14 protein-coding genes and 1 other RNA gene are annotated in these 12,811 nt (G+C 60.7%); 7 read left to right on the top strand and 8 right to left on the bottom strand.

From position 1 onward, the window contains the following. Window positions 1-11: 11 nt before the first annotated feature. The 4 genes from PR018_RS08840 to ssrA form a co-directional block, all read right to left on the bottom strand. Window positions 12-233 (bottom strand): ribbon-helix-helix domain-containing protein, encoded by a 222-nt coding sequence (locus tag PR018_RS08840; RefSeq protein WP_142823158.1) that lies wholly within the window; start codon window positions 231-233, stop codon window positions 12-14. Window positions 234-319: 86 nt separating this feature from the next. Next, a complete protein-coding gene (locus PR018_RS08835; RefSeq protein ID WP_142823157.1) occupies window positions 320-514 on the bottom strand; it encodes a DUF4169 family protein in 195 nt (64 codons plus the stop codon). 37 nt (window positions 515-551) lie between these two features. Next, window positions 552-1,058, bottom strand: a complete 507-nt coding sequence (locus PR018_RS08830) for an SspB family protein (protein WP_142823604.1) — start codon at window positions 1,056-1,058, stop codon at window positions 552-554. Between the two features lie 118 nt (window positions 1,059-1,176). Further along, window positions 1,177-1,537: a transfer-messenger RNA gene (gene ssrA, locus PR018_RS08825) on the bottom strand. A gap of 132 nt (window positions 1,538-1,669) precedes the next feature. Here ssrA and PR018_RS08820 point away from each other — a divergent pair. Further along, window positions 1,670-2,605, top strand: a complete 936-nt coding sequence (locus PR018_RS08820; protein ID WP_142823156.1) for a thymidylate synthase — start codon at window positions 1,670-1,672, stop codon at window positions 2,603-2,605. Between the two features lie 21 nt (window positions 2,606-2,626). On the opposite strand, the gene nhaA is transcribed toward PR018_RS08820, so the two are convergent. Further along, window positions 2,627-3,841: a Na+/H+ antiporter NhaA gene (gene nhaA, locus PR018_RS08815; protein WP_142823155.1), complete on the bottom strand. Its 1,215-nt coding sequence runs from the start codon at window positions 3,839-3,841 to the stop codon at window positions 2,627-2,629. A 246-nt stretch (window positions 3,842-4,087) separates the two neighbouring features. Here nhaA and PR018_RS08810 point away from each other — a divergent pair, with 246 nt between their 5' ends. Then, a complete protein-coding gene (locus tag PR018_RS08810; protein ID WP_202617114.1) occupies window positions 4,088-4,459 on the top strand; it encodes a c-type cytochrome in 372 nt (123 codons plus the stop codon). 59 nt (window positions 4,460-4,518) lie between these two features. On the opposite strand, the gene yghU is transcribed toward PR018_RS08810, so the two are convergent. Then, window positions 4,519-5,388: a glutathione-dependent disulfide-bond oxidoreductase gene (gene yghU / locus PR018_RS08805; RefSeq protein ID WP_142823154.1), complete on the bottom strand. Its 870-nt coding sequence runs from the start codon at window positions 5,386-5,388 to the stop codon at window positions 4,519-4,521. A gap of 225 nt (window positions 5,389-5,613) precedes the next feature. On the opposite strand from yghU, the gene PR018_RS08800 reads away from it, so the two are divergent. From PR018_RS08800 to PR018_RS08785, 4 genes are all read left to right on the top strand, one after another. Then, window positions 5,614-6,126, top strand: coding sequence for a dihydrofolate reductase (locus tag PR018_RS08800; protein ID WP_142823153.1), 513 nt, complete (start codon window positions 5,614-5,616; stop codon window positions 6,124-6,126). 239 nt (window positions 6,127-6,365) lie between these two features. Further along, the gene (gene hflK / locus PR018_RS08795) at window positions 6,366-7,487 is read left to right on the top strand and encodes an FtsH protease activity modulator HflK (RefSeq protein WP_142823152.1); all 1,122 of its coding nucleotides are present in this window, start codon (window positions 6,366-6,368) and stop codon (window positions 7,485-7,487) included. Between the two features lies 1 nt (window position 7,488). After that, entirely contained in the window at window positions 7,489-8,460 is a 972-nt protein-coding gene (hflC, locus tag PR018_RS08790; protein WP_142823151.1) for a protease modulator HflC, read from the top strand. Between the two features lie 209 nt (window positions 8,461-8,669). Next, window positions 8,670-10,397: a Do family serine endopeptidase gene (locus PR018_RS08785; RefSeq protein ID WP_142823150.1), complete on the top strand. Its 1,728-nt coding sequence runs from the start codon at window positions 8,670-8,672 to the stop codon at window positions 10,395-10,397. Window positions 10,398-10,400: 3 nt separating this feature from the next. Here the strand turns inward: PR018_RS08785 and PR018_RS08780 are convergent, their stop codons facing one another. Further along, window positions 10,401-10,970 (bottom strand): GNAT family N-acetyltransferase, encoded by a 570-nt coding sequence (locus tag PR018_RS08780; RefSeq protein ID WP_142823149.1) that lies wholly within the window; start codon window positions 10,968-10,970, stop codon window positions 10,401-10,403. A gap of 48 nt (window positions 10,971-11,018) precedes the next feature. Continuing rightward, window positions 11,019-11,909 carry a phosphoserine phosphatase SerB gene (gene serB / locus PR018_RS08775; RefSeq protein ID WP_142823602.1) on the bottom strand — a complete coding sequence of 297 codons (891 nt, stop codon included), beginning with the start codon at window positions 11,907-11,909 and terminating at the stop codon, window positions 11,019-11,021. On the opposite strand from serB, the gene miaA reads away from it, so the two are divergent. After that, window positions 11,908-12,801 carry a tRNA (adenosine(37)-N6)-dimethylallyltransferase MiaA gene (gene miaA / locus PR018_RS08770; RefSeq protein ID WP_142823148.1) on the top strand — a complete coding sequence of 298 codons (894 nt, stop codon included), beginning with the start codon at window positions 11,908-11,910 and terminating at the stop codon, window positions 12,799-12,801. The two genes, serB and miaA, sit on opposite strands and share 2 nt — an antisense overlap. Window positions 12,802-12,811 lie beyond the last annotated feature (10 nt).

Below are 12,811 nucleotides of genomic sequence, written 5' to 3'. Positions count from 1 at the left end.
GTCGCTGGTCGTCACTCTTTTCTGGCAGCGTCCTTCAGCCATTGTAGGACATGGAGCCTCAGCGCTGACGACAGGTTGCTTTCCGGAGATCTCCTATCGTCGATTTCGGCGATAAGTGCGGCCTGCGACAGGCCACGTGCATTGGCAATCAGCTTCAGTTCGTCCCAGAAACCATCCTCCAGCGTGAAGCTGGTGCGGTGGCCATGGAGCGTGGCGGAGTGTTTGCGGATCATGATGGCCTGGTGGACGCTTTTTCGGAAACGACTGTAAATCGATCGACCGGACGTATTTGACTGCGTGGACCCGCCAAGCTTGCGGCTTATTTGTCAGTCGACGGCTGCTCGATATGTCCGTCGTCCAGCGCCTTGCTAGCCTTGTCGTTGAGCGTTGTCGTCAGCTTCTTTTCGCTCTTGGTGCGGCCGAAAGTGATGCGGTTCTGCTCGGCCTGCTTCTCCTTGTCGGAGCGTGCCTGCTGCTTTCGAAACTGTTTCAGGTTGACGATCTCTGCAGTCATCGATCCGCTCCCCAACGTATCGCCTGGGGCCGTGATTTCACTGTTTCTTGCGAAATGCATCCAGCGACACGACGGAGCCGGGCTTCTTCGGCTCGCTTTCGTTGGTGGCGATGTGCTCGACCGGTGTATCCGTATTGACGGGATATGCGGTGATCTCGCCACTCGGCAATTCTTCCTCGTCGCTGAGAGGCACGTCGAATTCGAGCTCGAAATTCACCGACGGATCATAGAAACCGCGGATGGCGTTGAAAGGCACCACCAGCTTTTCCGGTACGTCAGAGAACGACAGGCCGATCTCGAAATGGGTTTCGGTGATCTTCAGCTCCCAGAACTGGTGCTGGATGACGATGGTCATCTGCTCCGGATACTTCGACTTCAGATGCTGGGAGATGCGCACGCCAGCGGCGCCGGTCAGGAATGTAATGAAGAAGTGGTGGTCGCCGGGCAGGCGGCCGGTCGTGCCGACCTCGGTCAGAACCTTACGGATAACTCCGCGCAGAGCGTCCTGTGCCAGAATATCGTAGCGGATATGATCCTGCCCCATGCTTTCCCGTCTTTCGTTGGCCGTCTTCAAGGCTCTATGCCACAGCAGGCGGATTCGGAAAACCCCCGACGCGCGAGTCATGTCGACCGACCATACATGATTTCCGAAAAAGGGAGAAGGTGGAGGTTTCTGTTGCCAGGTACCTCCGAACCCCGCCTTAAGGTGCGAACCTTCAGGACTTGATTTGAAGTGTCACACTGCGATTAAGCAGCGAGACGAGCTTCCGCATAGTTGGTGTTTGCAACTACAGATTTAGTCCGATAACGGTGGTACAATGCCGGGCAAAAAGTAGATCTTTACACCCTTGTCGATCCTATTTCGCCCCCATCAAAAGCCGATCATCTCTGGCCAGTTTTTGGTGGAGGCGCCGGGTACCGCCCCCGGGTCCAATAGGTTTATTACATCGCTCATTTATTGCCATAGCCGGTCCGAAAACCGGCAATACCGATATAGTGTCTTCTCGTGCCCGAGGGAAGACCTCGTGGCAAAATTGCTTGGCATTTTCTTGATCGGCGTCGAAACTGGGGGAGAAGTCGGTCCCGATTGCTGGCATGGCTTGGTTTTGAGGCGCGGCGACGTTACGAAACTGGCGACGCAAAAGGATTTCTCACATGGCCCGGCATCCCGAATACCAGTACCTGGATCTGCTGGAACACCTTCTGGAGAAGGGCGACCGCCGCATCGACAGGACCGGCGTCGGCACCTTGTCGACGTTCGGCGCGATGATGCGCTTCGACCTCTCCGATGGAAGTTTCCCCGTCTACACCACGAAGCGGGTGTTTTGGAAAACGGCCGTGAAGGAAATGCTGTGGTTCCTGACCGGGCAGACTAACATCCAGTCGTTGCTGCGCGAAAACGTCCGGATCTGGACCGACTGGCCGCTCGACAAATATCGGAAGGCAACCGGCGACGATATTTCGCAGGAGGCCTTCGAGGAGCGCGTGCTCGGCGACGACGCTTTCGCCCTTGAGTGGGGCGACCTCGGGCCAGTCTACGGCAAGCAGTGGCGGCGGTGGCTGGATGCGGACGGTCAGGAACACGACCAGATCGCGGCCGTCATCCAGACACTGAAGTCCAATCCCTCCAGCCGGCGCATGCTGTTCCACGCCTGGAACGTCGGTGAACTCGACCGGATGGCGCTCAGCCCGTGCCATATGACGTACCAGTTCTATGTCAGCAATATCGCAGACGAGGGCGCCCCTGCGGGGTCGGGCAAGAAAGGCAAGCTTTCGCTGCTGGTCGGCCAGCGCTCCTGTGACGTCGGCCTCGGCAATCCTTTCAATCTCGCCCAGCAGGCGGCGCTGGTTCACATGGTGGCCCAGCAGGTGGACATGACGCCGGGCGAACTGATCTGGGTCGGGGGAGACGTGCACCTCTATCTCAACCACGTCGATCTGGCCCGCACGATCCTCAGTCGCGAGCCACGGCCGTTTCCGAAGCTCCGTCTGCTGCGCCATCCAGACAGCATCGACGACTATCGCATCGAGGACTTCGAGGTCAGCGGCTACGATCCGCATCCGGCCATCGAGGCCCCGGTCGCGGTGTAGCGACCGGGCATGGCGCAGGGATCAGGCGCTTGCCGGCCTGTCCGGCTGGGCATCGTTGCCGCCGGTGGTCTTGAGGAGTATCGCGCCGACAATTGCAGACAAGAACGAGCCGAGCAGGACGCCGAGCTTCGTTTCATCCTGCAGCATCGGGTCCGAGGCAAAGGCCAGCAGGCCGATGAACAGGCTCATGGTGAAACCGATGCCGCAGAGGAGGGCGACGCCGTAGAGTTGCAGCCAGGTCGCGTGCCTTGGCAATTCCGCCCAACCCATGCGGATGACGGCGGCTGAGAAGGCGAAGACGCCAAGCTGCTTGCCGACGAACAGGCCTGTCGCCACCCCGAGCGGGACGGGATCGACGAAAGCACCGAGCGACAGTCCGGCAAACGAAACGCCGGCGTTGGCAAACCCGAAAATCGGCACAATCAGGAAATTGACCCAGGGCTGTATGCCGTGCTCCAGCGTCAGCAGCGGGGAGACTTCCGTATCTGTTTTACTCGCGATAGCCCTCAGCGGAATGGTGAAGGCGAGGGCGACACCGGCTAGCGTCGCATGAATGCCCGACTGCAGTGTCAGCAACCAGAGGATTGCGCCTAGCACGAGGTAAGGCAGCAGGCGTGTCACGCCGGCGCGGTTGAGTGCGACGAGCGCCAGCAATGTCACGGCAGCGCCGCCGAGTGCATAGACATTGAGGTCGCCGGTATAGAACACGGCAATGATCAGCACGGCGCCGAGATCGTCGATGATTGCGAGGGCCGTCAGGAAAACGCGCAGCGATGTCGGGACTGCTGGCCCGAGCAGCGAGAGGACACCGAGAGCAAAGGCGATATCGGTGGCAGACGGGATAGCCCAGCCCTTCGGATGCCCGGCTTCTCCGAGATTGAACGAGAGATAGATGAGGGCGGGCACCAGCATGCCGCCAATCGCTGCGACACCGGGGAGGATCCGGCGCGACCAGGTCGACAACTGGCCGTCGAGAACTTCCCGCTTGATTTCCATGCCGACCATCAGGAAGAATATCGCCATCAGGCCATCGTTGACCCAATGAAGTATCGAAAGACCTCCGACGTAGAGATGCAGGGTGTCCGCATACACAGAATAGAGGGGCGAGTTGGCGACGGTAAGCGCCACCACTGCGGACACCATGAGAACGATGCCGCCTGCGGACGAACTTTGCAGAAAATGTCGCACGAACGACATCGGCCGGATTGGAAATTTCGATTTCTTTGCTGTTTTCATTCTGCTGTTTTGGACTATCCAGGCGTGCAAATCCAGACGAAACCGGCACTTTCGATATCGCGACGCTTAGCCCAGCTCTGAAAGCGCGTGTCAGGGGTTTTGTCGCCGGGTCTTCGAAACCACCGATGCTGCGACTATAAAGCCAAGCGATTTTCAGCCTGCAACGGCGTATCACGTTGCGCTGCAACTGGCTGTCGAGGAGATCAGCGCGAAATGGAGTGCCTCAGACATTTGATTTTGCGGAAGATGCCGGTGGCGGCTTTTACCGTCGCTATGACGATCGGCGGAGCGACGGGGGTGTCGGCTGAGGATCTTGCGCATGGCAAGAAAGTCTTCCAGCTCTGTACGCAATGCCATGTTGTGGACCGCGAGAGGAACGGCTTCGGTCCCTATCTGAAGGGCGTCGTCGGCAGGCCTGCCGGGGCCGTTGCCGGCTACCGGTATTCGAAGGCCATGAGCGATGCCGGTGCTGCCGGACTGGTGTGGGACGAGGCAGCGCTTTCGGCGTTTCTATCCAGCCCGAAGAAGAAAGTCCCGGGCACGACCATGCCATTCTGGGGATTGTGGAGCGACAGCGAGATCAAGGACGTCATTGCCTATCTGCGCGCCAACCCGTGATGGGAACGGCCCCGAAAGCCGGGGCCGCATGTGGGCGGTAAGAAACTGCCTCTGACTGTTTACGACGGATTCTTGTCCTGTGTCTTCGTGTCGAAATCGGCGGCATCGTGGCGCTCATGCAACTGGCTCGACGGTTCTCCAAACACGCGATTGACCATGCGGCCGCGCTGGACTGCGGGGCGTTCGCCGATCAGGTCGGTCCAACGCTGCAGGTTCTTGTATTCCTGGACCTGCAGGAACTCGGCTGCTTCGTACAGCCAGCCCTTGGCCAGCGCACCATACCAGGGCCAGACGGCGATATCGGCGATGGTATAGTCCGAGCCGGCCAGATATTCATTGTCGGCAAGCCGGCGGTCGAGGACGTCCAGCTGGCGTTTCGTTTCCATCGTGAAGCGGTTAATCGGGTATTCCATCTTTGTCGGTGCGTAGGCGTAAAAGTGACCGAAGCCGCCGCCGAGATAGGGGGCGCTGCCCATCTGCCAGAACAGCCAGGACATGCATTCCGTACGGATCGGCTGTTCCGTCGGCAGGAAGGCGCCGAATTTTTCGGCGAGATAAAACAGGATCGAGCCTGATTCGAAGACGCGCACCGGTGTCGGTCCGCTGCGATCCATCAGGGCCGGGATCTTGGAATTCGGATTGATGTCGACGAAGTCGCTGCCGAACTGGTCGCCTTCGTTGATGCGGATCAGCCAGGCATCGTATTCAGCCCCTTCGTGGCCGAGGGCCACCAGTTCCTCGAGCATGACCGTCACCTTGACACCGTTGGGTGTCGCCAGGGAATAGAGCTGCAGGGGATGCTTGCCAACGGGGAGGGCTTTTTCATGGGTGGCTCCGGCGATGGGCCGGTTGATATTGGCAAACCGCCCGCCGCTTGCCTTGTCCCATGTCCAGACGCTTGCGGGCTTGTATTCGGTGTTCTCGGTCATCGGTTAACTCCAGTCGGGATTGCCGGTTTTTGCTTGAGGCAAGGACCAAATGGTATGCTGCATTTCGCAGGCAAGGTCCACTTGTGCGATGCGGTCGCGGGACGGCTCCCCCGCTCGAGCCTTTTTGTGGCACCGATGATTATGGTGCGGTAAGAACGGGCGGGAAGGCCGACCGCGCCAAGATGGGTGCCGGCGCTGCCGAGGGATTGAAGGGATGCAGGTTCCATGTCGGACATAAGACAGGTCATCATCGTCGCGATTTCGCGAAACAGCATCATCGGCAGGGATGGCGCCATGCCATGGCGGTTATCCACCGACCTCAAGCGCTTCAAGGCGCTGACGTCGGGAAAGCCGGTCATCATGGGCCGCAAGACGTTCCAGTCGATTGGCAAGCCGCTGCCGGGAAGGCCGAACTTCATCGTTACCCGCGACCCCACTTTCGCTCCTGAAGACGTTACGGTCTTGAACTCGCTGCAGGACGCGATTGCGCAGGCTTCCGAAAAGGCGAGGCTCGATGGCGTGGATGAAATCTGCGTCATCGGTGGCGGAGAGATCTATCACCAGGCGATGGAGACTGCCGAGCGCATGTATGTGACGCACATCGAGACAGAGGTTGAGGGAGACACATCCTTCCCGGCGATCGACCCGGCGGTATGGCAGGAAGAGGCCGAGTTGGCAGTCCCCGCTGGCGAGCGAGACAGCTTTGCAACGCGCTTCGTGACGTATCGTCGCCGGTGAAAGTCGCGCGGATTACAGGCGTGGCTTTGCCTGCTTCAAAGTTTGCAACGGCTTTGCCGCGAAACACGCGAAACTGCATTTAAGCTCCAAAAATCAACTATTTTTCCAATTATGCCGCCCAACTTCCAGAGGTTGCGTTGAAAGCGACACCGCCGATACCTATAACGAGGGCATCGTTGCTGCCGCGGGGAACCAGGGCCGGACAACGTGTCAAGGATTCCACGAACGATGAGGTTTTAATGCCCTGGAGTAATCAGAATGGCGGCGGTCCCTGGGGCGGCGGTGGCAGCGGCGGCGGTAATGGTGGCGGTGGCGACAAGCCAGGCCCCTGGGGCAAGGGTCCCAACCGTCCGCGCGGCAACGGCGGGGGCGGTCCTCCCGATCTGGAAGACATCATCCGACGCGGCCAGGAGCGCCTGCGGGGGATCATTCCAGGCGGTTTCAACAGCGGTATTTTCCTGATTGTTGCTGCGGTCGTCGTTGTTTTCTGGCTTATCCAGTGCATCTACACCGTCCAGCCGGACGAGCGAGGCGTCGAACTGCGCTTTGGCAAGCCCAAAGAGGAAGTCTCGCTTCCTGGTCTTCATTTCCACCTCTGGCCGATGGACCAGATCAACATCGTCAAGGTTACTGAGCAGTTGCAGAGCATCGGTGGACGCGGCAGTGCCAATTCCACATCTGGCCTGATGCTGTCGGGTGACCAGAACATCCTGAATGTCCAGTTCACGGTGCTGTTCACGGTGAGCGATCCGAAGGCCTACTTGTTCAATCTCGAAAATCCGGCAGAAACCCTGCAGCAGGTGTCCGAGAGCGCCATGCGTGAAGTCGTCGGCCGTCGTCCGGCACAGGATGCATTCCGCGACAACCGTCAGCCGATCGCCAGCGAAGTCCAGAACATCATCCAGGGCACGATGGACCGCTACGGCTCGGGTATCGCCATCAACCGCGTCAACATCGAGGATGTTGCTCCGCCTCGCGAAGTCGCCGATGCCTTCGAAGAAGTGCAGCGTGCTGACCAGGACAAGCAGCGCCTCGTCGAAGAAGCTAACCAGTACGCCAACCAGAAGCTCGGTGGCGCACGCGGCCAGGCGGCGCAGAACCGCGAAGAAGCGGCTGCCTACAAGGACCGTGTCGTCAAGGAAGCCGAGGGTGAGGCCCAGCGCTTCGTGTCGGTCTACGAGCAGTACGTCAAGGCGCCCGATGTCACCCGAGAACGCCTGTTCCTTGAAACGATGGAATCCGTCTTGAAGAATTCGAACAAGGTCATCATCGACCAGAAGCAGGGTGTGTTGCCCTATCTGCCGCTGAACGGGATAGGCAAGGTCGTTCCGCCGGCTGCCGCGACAGAGGGGGGTAAGTAACATGTCCTCCAGTCGTCTTCCGGCGATCGTCATCGCCATCTTCGTCCTCCTGTTCATCGTCTATTCGTCGGTGTTCGTCGTCAACGCTCGCGAGCAGGCCGTTCTGGTCCGCTTCGGTCAGATCCAGTCGGTGAAGTCCGAGCCGGGCATCTATTTCAAGCTGCCTTTCGCCTTCGCTGACGCCGACCGCGTCCAGTATGTCTCCAAGCAGGCCTTGCGCTTCGATCTGGATAATATCCGCGTCCAGGTTAAGGGCGGCGCCACCTTCGATGTCGATGCCTTCGTGGTCTACCGCATCGCCGATGCCCGCAAGTTCCGCGAAACCGTGTCGGGCGACCGCACGGCGGCCGAATCGCAGCTTCGTACCCGCTTCGACGCCTCGCTGCGTCGGGTCTACGGTCTGCGCGAATTTGATGCCGCTCTTTCGGACGAGCGCGTATCGATGATGCTCGAAGTTCGCAACGACCTGCACAAGGATGCAGAAACGCTCGGTCTCCAGATCGATGACGTCCGCATCCGGCGCACCGACCTGACGCAGGACGTGTCGCAGAAGACTTACGACCGCATGCGCGCCGAGCGCCTGGCGGAAGCAGAGCTGCTGCGCGCCGAAGGCACCGAAGAGGGCCAGCGTCGCCGGGCTGTCGCCGACCGCCAGGTCGTTGAGATCGTTGCCGAAGCCAGCAAGGATTCGGAAGTCCTGCGTGGTCAGGGCGAAGCCGAGCGGGCACGGATCTTTGCCGATGCATTCTCGCGCGATCCTGCCTTCTTCCAGTTCTATCGGTCGATGGCCGCCTACACGACGGCACTTGGGTCCGGGACGACGACAATGGTGTTGTCGCCGACATCGGATTTCTTCCGGTATTTCCAGAACCCGAACGGAACGCCGCCTGCACCGCAGCCAGGCGCACCCGCCCTGGCAGCGCCATCGGCCAGCGCGCCTCTCGCCCTGCCGGGAGCACCAGCCGTCAACTGACGCTGTCTCGCACTCAAGATTGCGATCATGTCGGGCCATCCAAAGGGTGGCCCGATTTTTTTGTGCCCGCTAACCACCGGCAAGTGGCGCCCATCTCCGACCTTTGTCATCACGGGCGGGGATTAGCGAAAAAGGCGATTCCACCCTTCATCATTCCGCCCTATGCTGATGCTGTAATAAACGACCTGACCTTTTGATGAGGATGCCTGATGGCTTCGACCGCTTGCCCGACCCTTCGACGTTCGCTTGCCCTGATGGCTGGCGCGGCCCTTGTTGCCGGCTCCACCTTCAATGGCTTCGAACGGGCTTATGCGGAAGGCACGACGAATGTCCTCTCGGGCGTGCCGGGCACCATGCCGGCCACTCCCGCGCCGCCGAATGCCACGACCCCGCCGACGCCGTCAGGTCCGTTGCCGGTGCCACCGCCAGGATCTGCGCCGCCTGCCGCTCCACGCCCACCGATGGCAGGACCTGCCTCGGTTGCCGATCTCGCAGCCGGGTTGCTTGATGCCGTCGTCAACATCTCGACCTCGCAGAAGGTCAAGGGCGAGGGCACCGTGTCGACACCGAAGATGCCCGACGGATCGCCTTTCCAGGATCTGTTCAACGACTTCTTCAAGGATAAGCCCGGGCAGAGCAACAATCACAAGGTCAGTTCCCTGGGCTCCGGCTTCGTCATCGATCCGAAGGGCTATGTCGTCACCAACAACCACGTGATCGAGGGCGCCGACGATATCGAGGTGATCTTTCCGGATGGCACCAAGCTGAAGGCAAAGCTTGTCGGCACCGACACCAAGACCGACCTTTCCGTCCTCAAGGTAGAGCCGAAGCAGCCGTTGAAGTCGGTTCACTTCGGTGATTCCAGCCAGATGCGTATCGGCGACTGGGTGATGGCCGTCGGCAATCCCTTTGGTCTTGGCGGCTCGGTGACGGTCGGTATCGTTTCGGCACGTGGCCGCAACATCAATGCCGGCCCGTACGATAATTTCATCCAGACGGATGCTGCGATCAACAAGGGCAATTCCGGCGGTCCGCTGTTCAACATGCGCGGTGAAGTGATCGGCATCAACACGGCTATCATCTCGCCGAGCGGCGGCTCCATCGGCATCGGCTTCTCCGTGCCTTCAGAGATTGCCGAGGGTGTCGTCAAGCAGCTGATGGATTTTGGTGAGACGCGTCGTGGCTGGTTGGGGGTGCGTATCCAGCCTGTGACCGACGATGTCTCGGAGAGCCTCGGACTGCCGTCGGCCAAGGGCGCGCTTGTGGCGGGTGTCATCAAGGGCGGTCCGGTCGACAACGGCTCGATCCTTGCGGGAGACGTCATTCTCAATTTCGATGGCAAGGCTGTCAACGAAATGCGCGACCTGCCGCGCGTGGTTGCGGAAAGTCCGGTCGGCAAGGCGGTAGATGTCGTGGTGATGCGCAACGGCAAGCAGCAGACCGTCAAGGTGACGCTCGGCAAGCTTGACGACACTGCCGCTGCCGCGGACGATAAAGCGGCTGCGCCGGATGCGGCACCCGGCGGCTCCAATGGCAATGGCGTCATTAACCCCGATGGCGACGGCGCTGGCGATGACGATGGGATGGACGATCAGGAAGACCAGGGCGACGCTGCACCGGCTCCGAACGCCGATACAGTCCAGACCGTACTTGGTATACAGCTGGCGGGCCTCAACGCGGACAACCGCAAGACCTTCGGTATTGCAGACAGCGTCGACGGTGTCGTCGTCATGGAGGTTGCACCGGGATCGCCGGCGCTCGAAAAAGGCCTCAAGCCCGGCGACGTAATCGTCGAGGTGGCGCAGGAATTCATGAAGACGCCGGGATCGATCTCGGCCAAGGTTACGTCCCTGAAAAAGGAAGGCCGTCGCAACGCGCAGATGATGATCGCCGCGCCCAACGGCGACCTGCGCTTCATTGCCGTGCCGCTGGAGTAGGGCTTAGGCCGCACTCTCCGCGTCGCGCCACTGGTCTGCCGTCAACCGGTAGAGCACGTGATGCTTCAGCTCCGGCTTGCTGTCGGGGATGCGGGGATGATCGAAGTCGCCGTTCATATCCCGGTGCATGCCGATGCGCCGCATCACGGCCGTCGAGCGGTGGTTGTTGTGGACGGCGAAGGAAACGATCTCGTCGAGATCAAGGGTCTCGAAGCCGTGACGGAGCAGGGCGGTTGCCGCCTCGCTGATGAAACCCTGTCCCCAGAAGCGCACCGGCAGACGCCAGCCGATTTCCACCGTCCCAAGCGGAATGAACGGTTCTAGGTCGGTGCGGGCAAGGCCGCAAAAGCCGATCGTTTCGCCGGTCGCCTTGCTTTCAAGCGCATAGAAGCCGAGGCCTGTTTCCGCAATCAGGGTCTTCAGATGGTCGAAGAAAGCATCCGCGCTCGCCCGATCCCGGCAGAAGGGAAAGAACTTCATGACCGTCTCGTCGGAGTTGATCTCGAAGAAAAGATCACGGTCGGGTTCGCGCCAGTTGCGAACGATGAGGCGGTCGGTTTCGAGAATGATCATGGCCAAAGTTCCATCCGTCTCTTGAAGCCTCGAAATGCGTTTGGAGATTCAGGCGTCGACAAAATCCGTTTTGCGGTAGCCCTGGATATAGAGGAGCGCGGTGAGGTCGGCGTGGTCTATGCGCATTTTTGCTTCAGCCGCGACGGCGGGTTTTGCATGCAGGGCGACGCCGGAGCCGGCGAGCTCCAGCATGCCGAGATCGTTGGCTCCGTCGCCGACCGCAATCGCGTCCTCGGTGGAGATGCCGAGGGTGGCCGCGATTTCGGTGAGGGCATCGACCTTCGCCTGCCTGCCGAGGATCGGCTCGGCGACGAAGCCGGTGAGCACGCCATTGTCTTCCAGCAGCACGTTGGCGCGGTCTTCATTAAAGCCGAGAGTAGCGCCGATGCGGCTGGTGAAGACTGTGAACCCGCCCGAGACGAGCGCGGTGTAGAAGCCCTTCGCCTTCATGGTGGCGATCAGTTGCGGGCCTCCTGGTGTCATGGTGATGCGCCTGGCGATCACTTCGTCGACGACCGAGATTGGCAGGCCTTTCAACAGCGCGACGCGGGCGCGCAGGGCGGGTTCGAAATCGATCTCGCCGTTCATGGCCTGCGCAGTGATGGCTGCGACCTGATCCTTCAGGCCGACTTCGGCTGCCAGCTCGTCGATGCATTCCTGGGCGATTATCGTTGAATCCATGTCGGCCACCAGCAGCTTCTTGCGTCGGGTCTCGGCATCCTGGATGACGAGATCGATGGGTGCGCTGCCTAGTACGGTCCTGAGGCTTGTCTCGGCCGCCTGCAGGTTGGTGCCGTCCCGGAGGGCGATGTCGCAGGCTATGCCATCCGCCAGCCAGTACAATCCCGATGCTTTCACCGCATCGGCCGCCTGTTCCGCGAGGCGCGAGACGAGAACGGGGTTTGACGGATTGGCAATAAGCGTGGCAACGAAGGCCATGATGGGAAACCCTGTGAACGACATCGACGCGATCCTGATAACCGGGCCGACCGCCAGCGGCAAGTCCGGCATGGCCGTGGAGCTTGCCAGCCTGCACGACGGCGTGGTGATCAATGCCGACAGCATGCAGGTCTACGACACGCTGCGGATCCTCACCGCGCGCCCTTCCATCGAGGATACGAAGGGCATTCCCCACCATCTCTACGGCCACGTCCCGGCGAGGGATGCCTATTCGACCGGGATGTGGCTGAGGCAGATTTCGGAGCTTTTGGCAGAACTCCGCCGGGAGCGCCGCATGCCGGTCATCGTCGGCGGAACCGGGCTCTATTTCAAGGCTTTGACGGGCGGACTTTCTCCTATGCCGGAAATCCCGGCCGAACTTCGTGAGGGTCTGCGCCAGCGGCTGATCGAGGAGGGGGCGGAACCGCTCTACCGCGAACTGGCGCAGCGCGACCCGGCGATGGCGGCTACCCTCAAGCCGCAGGACGGGCAGCGCATCGTCAGGGCGCTCGAAGTGAAACTGGCAACAGGCCAGTCGCTTGCCGCGCTACAGGGGCTTGCCGGACCGGTCATCATCGACCCCGCCCGTGCCCGCAAGATCGTCGTACTGCCCGAGCGGCAGTTGCTGCACGCGCGCATCGACCGCCGGTTCGAGGCGATGCTTGCTGATGGTGCGGAGAAAGAGGTAGCCGATCTGCTGGCGCTCGGCCTTTCGCAGCAGCAGCCCATCATGAAGGCTATCGGCGTCTCGCAGATTGCGGCGATGTTACGCGGCGAAATCGGGCGCGAGGAGGTCATCGAACTCGGTTCGGCTGCGACCCGGCAATATGCGAAGCGGCAGATGACCTGGTTTCGCAACCAGATGGATGAAAGCTGGGAGCGGATCGGCTGAAGTCGGCGGG

The sequence above is a fragment of the Rhizobium rhododendri genome, from assembly GCF_007000325.2.
Taxonomy (GTDB): Bacteria; Pseudomonadota; Alphaproteobacteria; order Rhizobiales; family Rhizobiaceae; genus Rhizobium; species Rhizobium rhododendri.
Note: the sequence above shows the minus strand (reverse complement) of the source record. Positions and strands in the feature narration are given on the sequence as shown.